General features: G+C 71.4%; 16 protein-coding genes. 9 read left to right on the top strand and 7 right to left on the bottom strand.

Annotation, left to right across the window (positions count from 1 at the left end):
- The first annotated feature begins 29 nt into the window (after window positions 1-29).
- The 3 genes from ACI3EY_RS05940 (at window position 30) to ACI3EY_RS05930 (ending at window position 5069) form a co-directional block, all read left to right on the top strand.
- Window positions 30-2726 carry a UvrD-helicase domain-containing protein gene (locus ACI3EY_RS05940; protein WP_405039746.1) on the top strand — a complete coding sequence of 899 codons (2697 nt, stop codon included), beginning with the start codon at window positions 30-32 and terminating at the stop codon, window positions 2724-2726.
- Window positions 2727-2738: 12 nt separating this feature from the next.
- On the top strand, window positions 2739-3665 hold the full coding sequence (locus tag ACI3EY_RS05935) for a nuclease-related domain-containing protein (protein ID WP_405039745.1): 927 nt from the start codon (window positions 2739-2741) through the stop codon (window positions 3663-3665).
- Window positions 3666-3743: 78 nt separating this feature from the next.
- A complete protein-coding gene (locus ACI3EY_RS05930; protein ID WP_405039744.1) occupies window positions 3744-5069 on the top strand; it encodes an HNH endonuclease signature motif containing protein in 1326 nt (441 codons plus the stop codon).
- A gap of 136 nt (window positions 5070-5205) precedes the next feature.
- Here the strand turns inward: ACI3EY_RS05930 and ACI3EY_RS05925 are convergent, their stop codons facing one another.
- From ACI3EY_RS05925 to ACI3EY_RS05915, 3 genes are all read right to left on the bottom strand, one after another.
- Window positions 5206-5532: a type II toxin-antitoxin system PemK/MazF family toxin gene (locus ACI3EY_RS05925; protein WP_405039743.1), complete on the bottom strand. Its 327-nt coding sequence runs from the start codon at window positions 5530-5532 to the stop codon at window positions 5206-5208.
- Window positions 5533-5534: 2 nt separating this feature from the next.
- Window positions 5535-5759, bottom strand: a complete 225-nt coding sequence (locus ACI3EY_RS05920) for a type II toxin-antitoxin system VapB family antitoxin (protein ID WP_405039742.1) — start codon at window positions 5757-5759, stop codon at window positions 5535-5537.
- 136 nt (window positions 5760-5895) lie between these two features.
- On the bottom strand, window positions 5896-7404 hold the full coding sequence (locus ACI3EY_RS05915) for a plasmid pRiA4b ORF-3 family protein (protein ID WP_405039741.1): 1509 nt from the start codon (window positions 7402-7404) through the stop codon (window positions 5896-5898).
- 94 nt (window positions 7405-7498) lie between these two features.
- On the opposite strand from ACI3EY_RS05915, the gene ACI3EY_RS05910 reads away from it, so the two are divergent.
- A complete protein-coding gene (locus tag ACI3EY_RS05910) occupies window positions 7499-8269 on the top strand; it encodes a cyclase family protein (RefSeq protein ID WP_405037963.1) in 771 nt (256 codons plus the stop codon).
- A 1-nt stretch (window position 8270) separates the two neighbouring features.
- Window positions 8271-9911 (top strand): thiamine pyrophosphate-binding protein, encoded by a 1641-nt coding sequence (locus ACI3EY_RS05905; RefSeq protein ID WP_405039740.1) that lies wholly within the window; start codon window positions 8271-8273, stop codon window positions 9909-9911.
- A gap of 20 nt (window positions 9912-9931) precedes the next feature.
- Here ACI3EY_RS05905 and ACI3EY_RS05900 read toward each other — a convergent pair whose 3' ends face one another.
- The 3 genes from ACI3EY_RS05900 to ACI3EY_RS05890 form a co-directional block, all read right to left on the bottom strand.
- The gene (locus tag ACI3EY_RS05900; protein ID WP_405039739.1) at window positions 9932-11008 is read right to left on the bottom strand and encodes a GNAT family N-acetyltransferase; all 1077 of its coding nucleotides are present in this window, start codon (window positions 11006-11008) and stop codon (window positions 9932-9934) included.
- Between the two features lie 221 nt (window positions 11009-11229).
- Entirely contained in the window at window positions 11230-11709 is a 480-nt protein-coding gene (locus ACI3EY_RS05895; protein WP_405037960.1) for an RDD family protein, read from the bottom strand.
- Between the two features lie 352 nt (window positions 11710-12061).
- Window positions 12062-12526 (bottom strand): EVE domain-containing protein, encoded by a 465-nt coding sequence (locus ACI3EY_RS05890; protein WP_405039738.1) that lies wholly within the window; start codon window positions 12524-12526, stop codon window positions 12062-12064.
- A 247-nt stretch (window positions 12527-12773) separates the two neighbouring features.
- Between ACI3EY_RS05890 and ACI3EY_RS05885 the strand changes: the two genes are divergently transcribed.
- From ACI3EY_RS05885 to ACI3EY_RS05870, 4 genes are all read left to right on the top strand, one after another.
- Entirely contained in the window at window positions 12774-13721 is a 948-nt protein-coding gene (locus ACI3EY_RS05885; RefSeq protein WP_405039737.1) for a hypothetical protein, read from the top strand.
- Window positions 13718-14179 carry a phage holin family protein gene (locus ACI3EY_RS05880; protein WP_405039736.1) on the top strand — a complete coding sequence of 154 codons (462 nt, stop codon included), beginning with the start codon at window positions 13718-13720 and terminating at the stop codon, window positions 14177-14179. The genes ACI3EY_RS05885 and ACI3EY_RS05880 overlap by 4 nt, the downstream gene beginning before the upstream one ends.
- Window positions 14176-14790: a DUF3618 domain-containing protein gene (locus ACI3EY_RS05875; protein ID WP_405039735.1), complete on the top strand. Its 615-nt coding sequence runs from the start codon at window positions 14176-14178 to the stop codon at window positions 14788-14790. Before ACI3EY_RS05880 ends, ACI3EY_RS05875 begins: the two co-directional genes overlap by 4 nt.
- Window positions 14791-14902: 112 nt before the next feature.
- Window positions 14903-15466 carry a DUF2231 domain-containing protein gene (locus ACI3EY_RS05870; RefSeq protein ID WP_405037955.1) on the top strand — a complete coding sequence of 188 codons (564 nt, stop codon included), beginning with the start codon at window positions 14903-14905 and terminating at the stop codon, window positions 15464-15466.
- Between the two features lie 35 nt (window positions 15467-15501).
- Here ACI3EY_RS05870 and ACI3EY_RS05865 read toward each other — a convergent pair whose 3' ends face one another.
- Entirely contained in the window at window positions 15502-16098 is a 597-nt protein-coding gene (locus ACI3EY_RS05865; RefSeq protein WP_405039734.1) for a dihydrofolate reductase family protein, read from the bottom strand.
- Window positions 16099-16273: the final 175 nt, after the last annotated feature.

The following is a 16273-nucleotide window of genomic DNA, read 5'->3' as shown; positions in this document are numbered from 1 at the left end:
ACCCACCCTGGACAACGAGGGGGTGACCCGTGGCGGTACCCGTCATGTGGCGCGGCACCACGCCGCACGGCGAGGACTGGGTCCTCGCCCGTCGCGACGAAGGGTTCACCCTTCGGCACGGACCCGACGAGATCCACATCCCCGCCTCCGGGGCCGACCGCATCTCGGTGACCCGCCGATGGTGGCGGACCACCGTGAACATCGCCGGGGTGCCGGAGCGAGCCGGCGTCCTGCACGGCCTGTCCGGCGACGAGGGCCGACGCCTCGAGGAGGCCGTGCAGGAGGCACTGTCCGGATCCCTCGCTGCCTGGACCGAGAGGCTCTCGACCGCGATCGAGACGTCGCGTCGAGACCTCCGGTGGATCACCGAGGACGAGGTCACCGCACTGCTCTCCACCCGTCCAAGCATCGCCGACGGAGAGCCAGCCGTCGTCGGCCATGCGTCGGGAGCCGAGCCCCTCTGGCTGACCGAGGAGGGCACGCGTCGGTGGGTGCGGACGGTCAACGACGAGGTCGCCGTGGCGGTCATCCAGTCGCGTAGGTCGTTCTTCGACACGGTGGAGAGCAGCCCGCTGACCGACGAGCAGGCGCGCGCGGTCGTCACCTACGACAACCGTGTCAACGTCATCGCTGCTGCCGGATCGGGCAAGACCTCGGTCATGGTGGCCCGGGCCGCGTATGCCGTCTCCCGCGAGCTGGCGAAGCCCGAGGAGATCGTGCTCCTCGCCTTCAACAAGGACGCCGCCACCGAGCTGCAGACGCGCATCCAGCGCCGGTTCACGGCAGCCGGCCTTCCCGCCCAGGGGGTCGAAGCCACCACCTTCCACGCCTTCGGGCTCAAGATCATCGGCCAGGCCACCGGACGCAAGCCGACGGTGGCGCCGTGGCTGACGAACAACGACGAGCTCGGCATACTGTCGCAGATTGTGGCCGAGCTGAAGGCCGCTGATCCCCGGTTCAGACACGCCTGGGACTGGTTCCGGCTGCTGCTCTTCACCCGGCCGGAGGAGGACTTCGCCGAGCCATCTGCTCCCGACGCCTGGGACCCGGTTCGGCGCGCGGCGGGCTACCGCGCGATGGACGGAACCAGCGTCAAGAGCGAGGGAGAGCGCTGGGTCGCGAACTTCCTCTACCTTCACGGCGTCACCTACGAGTACGAACGCCCCTACCCGCACGACACCGCCGACGCAGAGCACCGGCAGTACCACCCCGACTTCTACTACCCCGACATCGACGTCTGGCACGAGCACTGGGGTCTCGACGCGAACGGGAACCCCCACCCCGGATGGACCGACTACCTCGAGGGTGTCGCGTGGAAGCGACAGCTGCATCGGGAGCACGGCACGACGCTGGTGGAGACCACGTGGGCCGAGGTGATGGAGGGCGACGGCCTGTCGCGTCTCGAGAAGGAACTGGTCGGGCACGGCATACGCCTGGACTGGGACCCCGACCGACCGCCGGTGCGAGGCGTCAAGGTCGTCACGGACGCGGACATGCTCCGCCTCGTGCGGACCTTCATGCTGCACGTCAAGGCGAACTCGTTGGACAGGCAGGAGGTGGAGCGACGCCTGGGTGCCGGCCGCGTGCGGAACCGGAGGCGAGCCAGCATCTTCCTGGACCTCTACTGGCCGATCCATGACACCTGGCAGGCCCGGTTGGCGGCCGGCGGCTTCGTGGACTTCGAGGACATGCTCGTGCAGGCCGCCGACCACCTCGAGTCGGGCAGGTATGTCAGCCCCTACCGGCTGGTCATGGTCGACGAGCTCCAGGACGCCAGCCAGGCCCGCGCCCGACTCACCCGGGCGCTCGTCGCGCAGCCCGGCCGCCACCTGCTGGCCGTCGGGGACGACTGGCAGTCCATCAACCGCTTCGCCGGCGCCGACCTGAGCGTGGTGACGGGTTTCCACGACCAGTTCGGTCCCGGCCCCACGGTCCACCTGACCAAGACCTTCCGGTGCCACCAGTCCATCACCGACACCGCGGCGCACTTCGTCAGGAAGAACCCCGATCAGGTGCGCAAGACCGTCGTGTCGGTGCACGACCGGCCGGTCGACCCGGCCGGCCACGAGGGGGTGCAGCTGCGCACGGTGCCGAGCGCCGCCGAGGTCCCCCGGGCGATCGGCGACTTCCTCACCCAGCTGCGCGACGCCATACGCGAGGGCGCCATCGCCGCCGACTCGGTGAGCGTCGACGTCCTCGGGCGCTACCACCAGGACCGCGGCCTCATGCCGCGGGTGGCCCCGCCGGGCATCCACTTGGCGTTCCGCACCATCCACTCCGCCAAGGGGCTCGAGGCCGACTACGTCGTCATCCCAAACCTGTCGGCGGGGTCCTACGCCTTCCCCAGCCGGATCGCGGACGACTCGGTCCTGGCGCTCGCCATGACCGGTGGCGATGCCTACCCGCACGCCGAGGAGCGCCGGCTCTTCTACGTGGCACTCACCAGGGCACGCCGCGGCGTGCTGCTCATCAGCCCCGAGCACAACCCCTCCCCCTTCGTGACCGAGCTGGTCCAGGACGGCCTCGTGCGAGACGTCGGCCCACGTCCGGTGGCCACCCCCTGCCCCGGATGCCGGGTCGGCGTGCTCCGTCCACGGTCCGGTCGGACCGGCCACTTCTGGGGCTGCAGCACCTTCCCGGCGTGCACGTACACGTGCAACACCGTGCCCCTCCCGGGGGAGCGACCGAGCAAGACCATGTCCACCGCCCGTCGGCCACCTTTCTGAAGGCGGAGCATCGTGACACAGACAGAGTCCCCCAGTGCCGGCCCTCGCGAGATGCGGCTGCGGTATGCCGGTCGGTGCCGCGAGTGCGCCACCGAGCTTCCACGTGGCTCGCGTGCGTCCTACGACCCGGGCACGAAGACGGTCTGCTGCCTGGGCTGCCCGGTCCCTGCCACCGCAGACCTAGCGCCGCCGGGCGACGACACAGCAGCCGGCGAGACGGTGCACGCGGAGACCGGGCATACGCCTGCACCGGCGCCGCCACCGGCAGAGGAGCCGATCGCAGACGAGAAGTCGCCGGGCGTCGCCGGCTCCTCCGCCCGTCGTGAGCACGAGCGCCGCGTCGCCAAGCGGGAGGAACGGATCCGGAGCAAGCACCCCAGGCTCGGTGGGCTCATCCTCGCTCTCTCCGACGACCCGCAGACCACCAAGGCCTGGGCGACCGGCGCGGTCGGTGAGGAGCGCCTGGGTCGCCGGCTCGACGCCGCGGCCGGTCCCCTGGTGCGGGTGCTGCACGACCGAGGCATACCGAGGAGCCGCGCCAACCTCGACCATCTGGTGGTGTGCGCCAGCGGGGTCTTCGTCGTGGACGCGAAGCGCTACCAGGGTCGGCCGCACCGCGTCGTCGAGGGTGGCCTCTTCACGCCCCGCACCGAGAAGCTGCTCGTCGGCCGCCGCGACTGCACCCGGCTCGTGGACGCCGGCCTGAAGCAGGCGGACCTCGTGCGGGGAGCACTGGCTGACGAGACCGTCGGGGTGCGCAGCGTGCTCTGCTTCGTCGAGGCCGACTGGCCTCTCTTCGGCGGTGATTTCGTGCTCCGCGACGTCACGGTGACCTGGCCGAAGAAGCTGGCGGCCACGATCGCGCGGCCTGGTCCCCTGACCGAGGAACGGATCACCGCCATCCATCAGAGACTGGCTGTCGCCTTCCCTCCGGCCTGACGGGCGCTCCAGCGACGTCCTGCGCGATGGCAGTCGGGGGCGGGGGGTCTGTCAGAGGCGGATCGTACACTTGTTCGCATGAAGGGACGTTGGGGGAACGAGGCGACGGGCGGTCATGCCGACGGCGCAGTGGCCGTCGTGACCGAGCTCGCAGACGCCCTGGGGCGGTCCGTGACGGCACTCGCCTCGCCAGCTCTGCTGCAGGAGCACCAGCTGGGTGACGTGCTGGGGGCGCTCGACCAGGTGGCTGCCCGAACGCACGCGTTGCTCGTCGCGGTGGCGCGGGAGGGCCTGGGCCGGGGGTTGCACCAGGAGGCCGGTTTCTCCGACGTCGACTGGGTCCGACTGGTATGCCCCGGGCTGGCCTCACGGACCGCGATCGAGATCGCGATGGTGGCGCGCGCCGCCCAGCAGCGGGTGCACGCGCCGTTGGCGGACGCCGTCCAGGACGGGTCCGTGCCGGTGCACCGCGCGGCGCAGGTCCTGCGGGCACTGACAAGGATCCGGTCCGGCCTGGGCGAGAGCGAGTATGCCCAGGCCACCGAGCTCCTGACCGTCGCCGCGGCGCGGGTGGAGTTCGACGACAAGGACCTGACGAGGATCACCGCCAAGCTCGTGGCGACCTGCCTGTCCGAGAAGGAGCAGGTAGCCCGGGCCGAGGCCAGGCACGAGCTGCGCGACGTGCACGAGTCGTCCTTGGCGGACGGTTCGCTGCGCCGGTTCGTCCTGACCGTGGGCAGCGAGGTCGACTACGAGGCGATCCGGGCCGTGCTCATGTCGCCGTTGGCCGCGCCGGCACCGCGGGATGACGGCGTCCAGGGCGGGGCCTCGGATGGCGGTGCCTGGAGAGAGGGCACCCGGGACGACGGTCTGACTGTTGCCGAGCTGGACATGCGCACGGCGGGCCAGCGCCGGTACGACGCCTTCATGACGGTCTTCCGCCGCGGTGTCGCGGGCACAGAGGGGCAGCCCACGACCCCGAAGGCGCAGGTCATGGTGACCATCGGGCTCGAGGAGCTACGCGGTGCCCTCGGAGGTGCTGGACACACAGTGCACGACGGCACGGTGCCGGCCCACCAGGTGCGCCAGCTGGCCTGCGAGGCCGACATCATCCCGGCGGTGCTGGGAGAGTCGGGTGAGATCCTGGACCTCGGGCGCGCCAAGAGGCTCGTCACCCCGGGTCAGCGGCGCGCGCTGGCGCACCGCGACGGCGGGTGCACCTTCCCCGGCTGCCACGTGCCCGCCACCTGGTGCGACGCGCACCACGTGGTGCACTGGGCCCGCGGCGGCCGTTCCCACCTCGGCAACTACGCGCTGCTGTGCTCCCGGCACCACACCTGGGTGCACCAGCACGACGCCAGCGCCGAGGTCGAGGCGACCGGGGTGCGATGGAGACTGCGATGATCCCGCCCCGGACCCGGCCCTGCGCGGGCCGGGCCGCTGGCCTGCGCCCCGTCGGAGACACCGGACGCCGACGGGCTCCACGTGCGTCACGGCGAGTTCGTCTCTGCCGATCTCGCCATGCGTCGCGACCCGAATGTCAGGATGAGCAGTCGGCCGCGACGCCGAGCGCAGCGCATACCCGCCGCATCGCTGCGTCGCTGAGGCGTCCGAGCCGACGGGTCAGCACCGCGACCGGGAGATCCGTCAGCGCGTCGAGCTGCGCTGCGCAGAAGAGATGGACCGGTTCCTCATCCGGCTCCAGCAGCACCTCACTCGGGAGTCCCCGGATGACCGTGCTGCAGGGTGCCACGAGCGCCCGCCGACGGCCAGCGATTGCGGCGTCCCGGCCGACGACCACGACGGGCCTGGCTCCGGCATCGTCGAGGTCCGCCCACCACAGCTCGCCCCTGGTCGGCAGTTCCATGGTCAGCGTCTCGTCGCCGCGTCGAGGAAGGTCGTGAGGTCGCCCCACTCATCCGGCGCCTCCACCGGGGTCTCGCGGTAGGCCCGCGCGTAGGCTTCGTCGACCTCGGCAGCGCGATGGTTCCGGAGCAGCGCCTGTAGCGCCTCCTCCACCAAGGAGGCGTCCGTGCCGCCCGAACGGATTTCACGTGCACGCGCCAGCAGTTCCGCATCCACCGTCGTGCTCACTCTTACCCTCGCCATGCCACAAGAGTGCCACAATAGTGGCACGTTTGTGGGACGCCTGTGGCACGGCACATGATTCTGTGCGGTACTCGAGCGTGCATTCACGCCGGCCAACCGCTACGCGACCGGTCCCCAGTGGTCAGACCGCCGGCCAGAGCGCGGCACGCGCCAGCGCGACCGCCCGATAGTCGTGTCTGCCTGCAGTCCGGCCCAAGGACCGTTCCCCCGCTGCCAGCCGCAGGGCAAACCGGACGGGCCGCACCCACTCCTGGCAGTGCCGGCTGTCGACCCCATGGGGGCCAGTCCGAAGTCCGCAGGAGGTCATGATGCCGGCGATCCGCTCCAGGTGCTCCCAGTCAGGCCGCCCGGTAGCGGCGGTGAATAAGGCGAACAGCACCATGGAGGCCTCCACGAAAGTGTCACGGTGGTGCAGCAGCCGCGCGGTGATCACCCCGACATACTCCTCGTCGCTGCTCAGGCCACGGGCGAGTCGTGTCCTCACCAGGTTCCCCTTGTGCTTGCGCAACAGGCCGAGCTCCTGACACGTCGCCCGCAACTGCGCAACCGGTGGGGTCAGGTCCTCCCGGTTGCCTTTGCCGATCCAGCCGTCGTCCATCCCCAGGTCGCGGAAGGTGCCTTCGACGTAGGCCGGCTTCATCCAGCCTGCTGCGGTGAGCGGGATCCCCTCGTCCCCAGCGAGGCCGACCAGGTAGCGGTAGGGGCGGGCGATCGCCGCGAGGTCTTCCGAGGTCAACTGGGCCGTGATGTCGGTGCGCGCCTGTGTGGACAGCTCGGCGAGCTCGGACACCACTGCCGGTGTCGCAAGGTCCAGCAGCGACTCCAACGCCTCAGGTAGACCCACCTTGCTCGGGTCTGCTGCGGGCAACATGCTGAGCAGCTCGTCGCCGGACAGCCCGACCAAGGACAACCGGGCCGCCACGTCGTCGAGGTCGAGGTCCTTCGGGTCCCAGTCCGGGGGCAACCAGGCACGCTGGTCCTCGTCCAGACCTGCCAGTCGCGGGTCGGTGAGGTAGGCCTCGACGAGTTCGTTGTGCCCGTCGGGGCCGCCGCAGTCCTCCAGTGGCCCCGCCATCCGCCCACCGACGCACACAGCCGGAGCGGAGTCCGGATCCAACCGGGCGGTGGATTCCAGCCGCAAGGTATGGGTCCAGCCATCGCCGAAGTCGTAGGTGTAGAACAGCCGGTCCCCCGGTGAGCGCAGCACCTGATCCAGCCGCACCTCGGACTCCAGCACGCCTTCCTCCCCCTCCTGGATGTCCATCTCGGTGACGAAGTGGGGGCCACGCCAGATCTGCTTGGTCGGCCCGGGCCAGAAACGGTGCAGGTGATAGTCCTGCCAACCGAAGGCCGCTTGGAGGTTCGCGTGCACCTCGTCGAGCATGAGGTCACTGTGCAGGACCAGGCGTCGCCACGCTGCCGGTCGGGTGCCGTCGATATCCACGCGGACGGTCAGCGCTACCGGTTCAGGCAGCGGCTCCGGCACCGCAGGGGGAGCAGGTGTCGGCGGGTTCGGCACGGCCCTACCCAGCCCACCGCCGAGAATGCCCGTCAGCATTCCTTGAAGCTCCGCGGGAGAAAGCCCCGCAGCCCACTGTCGGATCTCGTTCAGCTGATCGTCGTCAGTCACCGAAGGAGGGTATGCCGGGCGTCGCCGGCCTCGCCAGATCGCGACACGCCCCTCCCCTAGGCTGGAACTCCGCCCGCACCCTCCCGGAGGCCCCATGTCCATCCTCGCCCAGCTCGCGGACGCGCTCCGCGACGGCAGCATCGAGGTCGTCGACCTCACCGCCCCGCTGACCTCGCAGACCCCGCTCCTGGAGCTCCCGCCGCAGTTCGGGCAGACTGCGCCGTTCCAGCTCGAGGAGATCAGCCGCTACGACGACCGCGGTCCGGGCTGGTACTGGAACAACTTCCGTACCGGCGAGCACACCGGCACCCACTTCGACGCGCCACTGCACTGGGTCACCGGCCGGGACCTGGACGACATCTCCTCGGTGCCGGTGGGGATGTTCGTGCGTCCCGCGGCGGTCCTCGACGTCACCGCTCAGGTGGAGGCGGACCCCGACTTCCTCATCGAGCGCGAGCACGTCGACGCCTGGGTCGCCGAGCACGGTGAGCTGCCCTCCGGCGGCTGGCTGTTGTGCCGCACCGGCTGGTCGACCCGCACCACCCAGCAGGACATGATCAACAACACCGACACCGGGCCGACCAGCCCGGGCATGTCGGTCGAGTGCGCCCGGTGGATCGCCGAGGAGACCGACCTCATCGGGATCGGCGTGGAGACCGTCGGCACCGACGCCGGCGCCGCGCACTCCTTCGACCCGGCCTTCCCCTGCCACTCGCTGCTGCTCGGCGCGAACAAGTACGGCCTCGCCCAGCTGCAGAACCTGGACAAGCTTCCGCCCACCGGTGCCATGGTGGTCGCTCCGCCGCTGAAGATCGTCGACGGCTCCGGCTCCCCGGTGCGCGTGCTGGCCCTGGTCGAGCGCTGACGTGCTCGTAGCCGAGGCCGTCGGCCGGGCCCTGGTCGCCTGCGGCGTCGACCACGTCTTCGGGGTCGTCGGCTCGGGCAACTTCCACGTCACCACCGCGATGGTCGACGCGGGAGCACGCTTCGTCGCGACCCGGCACGAGGGCGGGGGCGCCACCGCCGCGGACGGGTATGCCCGCACCGCCGGTCGTCCGGCCGCGCTCACCGTGCACCAGGGGTGCGGTTTCACCAACGCCCTGACCGGCATCACCGAGGCGGCGAAGAGCCGCACCCCACTGGTCGTGGTGGCCGCTGAGGCGCGAGAGCCGCGGTCCAACTTCTTCGTGGACCAGGAGTCGATCGCCCGGTCGATCGGGGCGGTGCCGCACCGGGTCACCTCCGCCGCCGAGGCCGTCGCCCAGACCGTCGCGGCCGTCGTTGAGGCGGTCCACGGCCGACGCACCGTCGTCCTCAACCTGCCGCTGCCCGTGCAGGCCGAGGAGGTCGCCGACGACGCGCTCGACGGCGTCACGCTCCCACCGGCACCCGCTCCCCCGACGCCGTCCGGAGACGACGTGGACCGGCTCGCCGCCGCCCTCTCGGCCGCCGAAAGACCGGTCTTCGTGGTCGGCCGTGGCGGCCGGTCCGCCGAGGCCCGGGACGCCGTCCGGGTCCTGGCCGAGCGCTCCGGTGCGCTGCTGGCCACCTCGGCCGTGGCCAAGGGCCTCTTCGCCGGCGACCCGTGGCAGCTGGACGTCTCCGGCGGCTTCTCCCCCCCGCTCACCGCCGAGCTGGTGCAGGACGCCGACCTCATCGTCGGGTGGGGGTGCGCCCTCAACATGTGGACGATGCGCCACGGCCGGCTCATCGGCGAGAGCACCACCGTCGTCCAGGTCGACGACACCGCCGATGCCCTCGGTGCCCACCGCGAGCTCACGCTCGGGGTTCTCGGCGACGTGGCGCTGACCGCACGCGCGGTGACCGAGACGCTCGGGGCGCCGCGGACGGCATACCGGACCCCGGAGGTGCGGGACAGGCTCGAGCGGGAGCTGCGCTGGCGCGACGTGCCGTTCGACGACGACAGCGCCGACGGTCGCATCGACCCGCGGACGCTGAGCATCGCGCTGGACGACCTGCTCCCGGAGCAACGGGTGCTGGCCGTCGACTCCGGCAACTTCATGGGCTACCCGAGCATGTTCCTGCAGGTCCCCGACGAGCAGGGCTTCTGCTTCACCCAGGCCTTCCAGTCCGTCGGGCTGGGCCTCGCGACCGCGATCGGCGCGGCCCTCGCCCGCCCGGACAGGCTGCCGGTGGCCGCCCTGGGTGACGGCGGCGCCCTGATGGGCGCCAGCGAGCTCGAGACGGTCGTCCGCCTGGGGCTGCCGATGCTCGTCGTGGTCTACGACGACGAGGGCTACGGCGCCGAGGTGCACCACTTCGGGCCGGGCGGGCACGACCTGTCGACCGTGCGCTTCCCGGCCACCGACATCGCCGCCATCGGACGCGGCTACGGGATGGAGGCGGTCACCGTCACCTCACCCGAGGACCTGCAGCCCGTCCGGGACTGGGTCGCGTCCGGGCCGACCGGACCGATGCTGGTGCACGCCAGGGTGACCGGCGACGAGCCGTCCTGGTGGCTCGAGGAGGCGTTCCGCGGGCACTGACCGGCTGCCGTCGCCTGCGCTCACCCTCCGGTGACCCGCGCGATCTCTGCCGGCGCCAGGGCGCTGTGCGGAAGGGCCAGTCCCACTCCCCAGCGCACGGGCGGCAGGGCTGCGACGAAGCGGAGCTCCGTGGGGTCGCTGTCGAACAGGGCGCGCTTGACGCCGTTGACGGTGGGCCCGAGGTGCACCGTCCGGCACCCGAGGTCGCGGGCGAGGGTCATCGACTCCAGGAGGACGTTCTCGTAGGCGTGGACGGTGCCACCCGTGGGCCGGGTGAACGCCCCGGATAGCAACGAGAGGGTATGCCCGCTGTGCCACCACGAGTGGTAGCCGACGGGCACGCCGTCCATCTCGGCCACGACGTGCCAGGCGGCCGGGGAGTCGAGGGCGCTGTGGGCGCGGACCATCTGCGGGTACAGCTCCACGAACGGAGGGTTGAGGGGCCGCGGCACGTCGTACGCCGGGAGCAGCTCCTCACGGAGATCGTCGGGCAGGGCTCCCTGGATGAGGCGCAGCGTCCCGCCACGGTTGCTGAACCTCCGCACCTTGCGGGCCAGGTTCCGGTGCTGCTCCAGCAGCGGCGCCTGGCCTGACCCCTGGAGGGACACCAGGGACACCGTGCTGACCCCGAGCCCGCGCGTGCTGCGCGAAGAGCGTGGTGGCCGTTCGGTCCGGGACTCGACCACGACACCCAGCAGCTGGTGGCCACGCAACCAGCGCAGGGCCTGGTCACGGAACTCGCCCCGATCCACCCCGTGGACCACCAGCCCGGGACTGGCGTGGCCGTCGGTGCCGAGGGACGTGCGTTCCCAGTACCAGATCGAGGGCAACCGGCGCACGGCCGACCGGGCGAGACGGGGCATACCGAAACTCGGTCCGGCGTCGCGGCAGAGGAAGACGACCGCGGCCCCGCGCAGGTCACCGTCGGCGCTGAACCCGCGCAGCACCATCGGTCGGGTCCACCGACTGCTCACCCCGACCGTCGCCGAGAGGACGTCCAGGAGCGAGGGGTCGGACCCCTGTCGCACGAGGTCCTCGGCCAGCAGCTCGCGTTCCGGCTGGGTGAAGGGCGTCGGGGTCAGCGTGAAGTCCCACATCGACGTCGTCCTTTCGCTCCCTGCCGTGGCAGGCGCAGGCGCTTGACGTTCTTCGGCGACTCGGGTGGGAAATGCCTCACGTTGAGTCGACTGGACACCGACCGGCTCGACCCGTGCTCACGACGCAGGGTCCACCCGACAATCTAGCGCCACGCACTGCCCCTCCGCAGGGTTCTCGGCGCCGAAGCGTGCACCTCCGGCTGCCCGCTCTCGCCATCCCGTCAGGGCTGGAAGATGCCCTTGCCGAGCTTGGCCTTGGGATGACCGGCGATGACCGATGCACTGACGATCTTGTCGTGCAGGGCCTGGTTCTTCTGACCCCAGAGCGGCCAGAGAACCGACAGCACGAGGAAGAGGCCACCCGTCATGGTGCCCAGCACGCCGAGGACGAGCGCACGCACCACTCCCACCGGACCGCCCAGCGTCGAGCCGTCGACGTCGCGGACGAGCTTGAGCCCCATCAACGCCTTCCCCGGGGACTGGCCCTTGCTGCCGTTCAGCCACGCGATGTAGCCGATCAGGCCGAGCCAGACGAACCCACCGAACGTGCTCAAGGTGTCCGAGAATCCGGTGAGCGTGCTGACCGTCAGCAGCGCGGCCAGGGCGATGCCCCAGTCGACCATGCCGGCTCCGACGCGCTCGCCCCAGTCGGCATATCGGAAGCGTGCCGGCGGCGGGGTCGGAGGCAGCAGGTCCGGCATACGGTCTTCCGGCTGGCCCCACTGGCCCTGCTGCGGGGGCGCATAGGCCGGCAGCGGTGGTGGCGTGTGGAAGGGCGCCGGGTCGACCGGTCCACCGGCGTGGGGGTGCCAGGCCGGCCCTGGTGCGGAGCCCGACGCACCATACGGCCGCTCAGGTGATGTGGTCATCGTGATGTCCTTCAGTCGCGTCAGGTCGTGAAGCCTTCAACGACTCCCCAGAATCAAAGTATAGGGGAAAGGGATGCTTCTGAGAAGGGCGAGGAATCGTTTTCTCGATCTCTACACGCCAATTCGGGATCGGCACGAATGCCATCCCTCCAGCAGGGCACTCTTCTGCCGTCGCCCGTCACGGTCACTGCCGCAGGTCGGCGAGCCGCTGCGTCCAGCCGGCTCGCTCCAGGTCCTCCGGCGCCAGGTATGCCGCGAGCGCCAGCGTCTCGATCGGCGTGAGGTGCAGCGGGTTGGCTGCCCTTCCGAGCCGGATCAGCTCGCACCCGAGCAGGTCCGGGTCGTCCTTGAGCACCTGCCGGGCGACCGGCTGCTGCAGGGGCACCGCGGCGTAGCGCACCACCGGCTTGTCGACACCGGGTGCGGGTTCGACCGGGTGGGTGACCCGACCCAGCTCGACGACGCCAGGGGTCTTCTGGCCACCGAGGTAGCGGACGATCAGGTCATCGGGCTCGATCAGGTCCTTGCGGTAGGTGCGCGCCAGGCACCACTCCTGGGGTCGCGCCTCGGACGGCACGGACGTCGACGCCGCCGACCCGGCGTTGCCCCGGACGACCCAGCACCCGACGTCCTGGCGTGTGATCGGCATACACCCTCCTGCGTTCCTGGGACCAGCTGTCCGCGCAGGCTATCCGGACAGACGGGCCCCTCTCCGCCCCGTGGCCTCACCCCTAGGGGGTGTCGTTACCGCTTGCGGCACCTACCCAGGCGTGATTACGTCGTAAACAGCACGCTTCCCGTCGTCCGTCCACCTCCACCCCCGTCCGGTCGACCAGCGCGTGACGTCGGCTGGCTCAGTGCTCGCGGAGGGACGACACCATCGAGAGGATGTCCCCATGACCAACCCCTACACCCCGCCCGAGCGCGACACGGAGCCGTTGCGCGACTCGCACCCGTCGCTCGACCCGGTCCCGGACACCCGCTCCGAGGACGAGGTCTTCGACCAGACCCTGCCCCCCGCCCACGAGGAAGACGACCTGATCCTGGGCGCACCCGCGGACGACCACCTCGCTGACGACCACCTCGCTGGCGACCACCTCGCGGACGACGACCGGTCCAGCCGCAGCGAGCAGGCCACCCAGGAGGCCGGCAAGGTCGCCGGCGACGCGAAGGAGGGTGGCCAGCGGGTCGCCCACTCCGTCACGGAGGAGGTGGGCCACGTCGCCTCCACCATGGGTGACCAGGCCCGCAGCCTCCTCGACCAGACCCGTTCGGAGCTGAGCAGCCAGGCCGGCACCCAGCAGCAGAAGGTCACCGAGGGCATCCGCACGCTCGGCGACGACCTGCAGTCCCTGGCCGACGGGTCCCCGCAGGAGGGGATGGCCCTCGACCTGGCGCGTCAGGCCGCGGAGCGCACCCAGGGCGTCGCGTCCTGGCTGGAGAGCCGCGAGCCGGCCGACCTGCTCACCGAGGTCCAGGGCTTCGCCCGCCGCCGCCCCGGCACCTTCATCGCCATCGCGGCCGGCGTCGGTCTGCTGGCCGGGCGGTTCACCCGCGGCCTGACGCAGGACAAGGACAGCTCCTCCCCCACCTCACCCGCGCAGGGTGCCACCGGTGGCCAGGGCTTCGCCGACTCCCAGGACGTCACCGGCGGTCACGGTCTGGCCGGTGGCACGACCCCCGACGCCGGCTACGCCCGGCCGGTGGCAACGGCACCGGTCGCCTCCACGCCGGCGGCCGCGCCTGATCCTGAGCCGTATGCCGACACCACCGGCCACGACAGCATCCCCGTGGCGGGTCGCGACCCGTTCCTGCCCGGGACCACCGGACCGGGGCAGCGATGACCCACCCCCTCGACCACCCGGCGGCCCCGCCCCCCGGTGGCACACCGGCAGGGCAGCACGAGGAGCCCAGGGGACACTCGCTGTCGACCCTCGGGGAGACCATCGGCCACATCAGCCAGGACCTGTCCGACCTCATCCGGCAGGAGACCATGCTCGCCAAGGCGGAGCTGTCCGCCTCTGCCAAGCGGGGCGGCAAGGGTGCGGGTCTGCTGGGCGGGGCCGGGGTGGCGGGGCACTTCGTGCTTCTCTTCCTCTCCCTGGCCCTCTGGTGGGGTCTGGGCGACCTGATCGGTCTGGGCTGGTCCGCGCTCGTGGTGGCCGTCCTCTGGGCGGTCGTCGCGGCCGTGCTGGCCGTGCTCGGACGCAAGGAGCTGAAAGACATCCAGGGGATGCCTCAGACGGTGGACACCGTCCAGGAGATCCCGGACGCACTCAAGGGAAACGAGGACCACCGATGAGCACCCAGGACCCGGACCAGATCCGCGCCGAGATCGAGCAGACCAGGCGCAGCCTGAGCCACCACGTGAACGACCTGGGCGAGACCGTCTCGCCCGGCAACGTGGCACAACGACAGAAGGACAAGGTCGCCGCCAAGGCGTCCCACCTCAAGGACCGCGTGATGGGGTCCGTCACCGACGCGAAGGACTCCGCCATGGACACCGCCCACTCCCTCGGTTCCTCCGGACAGGGCGCCGCCGGCCAGGCGGGCACCGCCGTGCAGGACCTGCCCGGCCGGGCCCGCCAGCAGACCAGGGGCAACCCCCTGGCCGTCGGCCTGATCGCGCTCGGCGCCGGCTGGCTGGTCGGTTCCTTGATGCCCGCCACCGAGCAGGAGCAGGACGCCGCCCAGCACCTCAAGGACCGCGCCCAGCCCCTGGTCGACAAGGCCAAGGAGGCCGGTCAGGACGTCGCCGAGCAGCTCAAGGAGCCGGCGCAGCACGCGGCCCAGGAGGTCAAGGACAGCGCACAGCACTCTGCCGAGACCGTCAAGAACGAGGCGCAGGGCACCGCCCAGGAGGTCAAGGACAGCGCACAGCAGTCCCAGGACGAGCTGCGCACCTCCGGCTGAGCATCTGACCCATGCCCCACAGGCGGCCCGGTCCCGCCTCGGCGGTGCCGGGCCGTCCGCATGGTGGCCGGTTCGACATGACGTCCGGGCCGGACAGGACGACGATGGGGCGATGAGCCCCACGCACCGGCCGCCCGCCCCCGTCCGTTGGACCCTGCGCCTGGAGGACACCGCCAGCCTCGACGGCCCGGTCCAGGCGATCGAGCCCAAGATCACCGAGCTCTTCGGCACCGGACTGCGCGGCGCAGCCCTGCGCGGCGAGTGGCTGGGCCACGCGCTGCACCCGCTGCTCACCGACGTCACCATGGGGTCCTGGACCTCCGCCACCGTCCTCGACCTCGTCGGCGGCGCCGGCACCCAGAAGGCCGCCCAGCGCCTGGTCGCCACCGGGCTCCTCACCGCCGGCCCCACCGCCTGGACCGGCTGGGCCGAGTGGTCGGCCACCGGTCCTCGGGAGAAGCGGGTCGGGCTGGTGCACGCCGCCAGCAACGGGGTCGCGGTCGGCGCGTATGCCGCGTCCTGGATCGCTCGGCGCCAGGGTCACCACCGCCTCGGTGCGGTGCTCGCCCTCGGCGGCGCAGGAGCCTCCGGCGTCGGGGCATACCTGGGCGGCCATCTGGCCACCGCCCGCGACGTCGGTAGCCACCACCCGGCCTTCGACGACGCGACGGTCTAGGCACCGGCACCGCCACCCTCGGGGCCCGGCTGCTCTCAGCGGCGCACCGGGAAGCTCAGGTGCAGCACCCGCTCGCCCTGGATGACCACGTCGGGGTCCTCGAGCAGGTGCCGGGAGTCCACCGACCCGAAGAAGCGCCTCCCGGACCCGAAGACCACCGGCACCACGTCCATCGCCACCCGGTCCACCAGGCCGAAGGTGAGCGCCTGGCCGCCGACCTCCCCGGCACAGACCGCGACCACCCGGTCCCCGGCCCGCCGCCTCGCTTCGTCGACGGCGGCGCCGACGTCGGTGAAGAACGGCACGTCCGCCTCCGGGTGCCACCCCCGCGGCTTGGGGCGGTGGGCGACCACGAGCAGGTGCTCCCCGGCCGGCGGTTCCGCCTCCCACCCGTTCGTCAGGTCGAACAGGCGTCGTCCCTGGATCGTCGCCGCGGTCCGCTCCCACACCCCGCGGACGTAGTCGGCAGAGCGGCGGCCCACCCGGAAGCGGGCGTGCCGCTGCTCCCCCTCCTCCCCCACCAGGGGCGTGTCGCCGTTGAAGTACCAGTCGAAGAGCGGGCCGACGTCGTCGCGCTCGTCAGCGATGAAGCCGTCCAGGGACACCACTGCATGCATGATCACGGTTGCCATGAGGGGACCGACCTCGCTGCCGCCCCGAACTCATCGGCAGCCTCACCGGCCGCGCGCACGAGTCGCTGACCAGGCGCCGTCCCCGCTTGACCGACCGCCCACCCCTCCTTACCCTGAACCTCACGAGGGGAGTACTTCCCAAAGTCGTTGCCGGTCACTACGCGCGGTCCTATAC

Origin of the sequence: Serinicoccus shuyuelongi, assembly GCF_045032955.1 — a bacterium.
Lineage (GTDB): Bacteria > Actinomycetota > Actinomycetes > Actinomycetales > Dermatophilaceae > Ornithinicoccus.
Note: the sequence above shows the minus strand (reverse complement) of the source record. Positions and strands in the feature narration are given on the sequence as shown.

Coding starts and splice junctions, on each gene's coding strand:
- ACI3EY_RS05895 (WP_405037960.1), bottom strand. CDS start 11,709: ATGCCGGACCTGCTGCCTCCGACCCCGCCGCCGGCACGCTTCCGATAT.
- ACI3EY_RS05870 (WP_405037955.1), top strand. CDS start 14,903: ATGAGCCCCACGCACCGGCCGCCCGCCCCCGTCCGTTGGACCCTGCGC.
- ACI3EY_RS05880 (WP_405039736.1), top strand. CDS start 13,718: ATGACCCACCCCCTCGACCACCCGGCGGCCCCGCCCCCCGGTGGCACA.
- ACI3EY_RS05875 (WP_405039735.1), top strand. CDS start 14,176: ATGAGCACCCAGGACCCGGACCAGATCCGCGCCGAGATCGAGCAGACC.
- ACI3EY_RS05885 (WP_405039737.1), top strand. CDS start 12,774: ATGACCAACCCCTACACCCCGCCCGAGCGCGACACGGAGCCGTTGCGC.
- ACI3EY_RS05865 (WP_405039734.1), bottom strand. CDS start 16,098: ATGGCAACCGTGATCATGCATGCAGTGGTGTCCCTGGACGGCTTCATC.
- ACI3EY_RS05890 (WP_405039738.1), bottom strand. CDS start 12,526: ATGCCGATCACACGCCAGGACGTCGGGTGCTGGGTCGTCCGGGGCAAC.
- ACI3EY_RS05910 (WP_405037963.1), top strand. CDS start 7,499: ATGTCCATCCTCGCCCAGCTCGCGGACGCGCTCCGCGACGGCAGCATC.
- ACI3EY_RS05900 (WP_405039739.1), bottom strand. CDS start 11,008: ATGTGGGACTTCACGCTGACCCCGACGCCCTTCACCCAGCCGGAACGC.
- ACI3EY_RS05930 (WP_405039744.1), top strand. CDS start 3,744: ATGAAGGGACGTTGGGGGAACGAGGCGACGGGCGGTCATGCCGACGGC.
- ACI3EY_RS05925 (WP_405039743.1), bottom strand. CDS start 5,532: ATGGAACTGCCGACCAGGGGCGAGCTGTGGTGGGCGGACCTCGACGAT.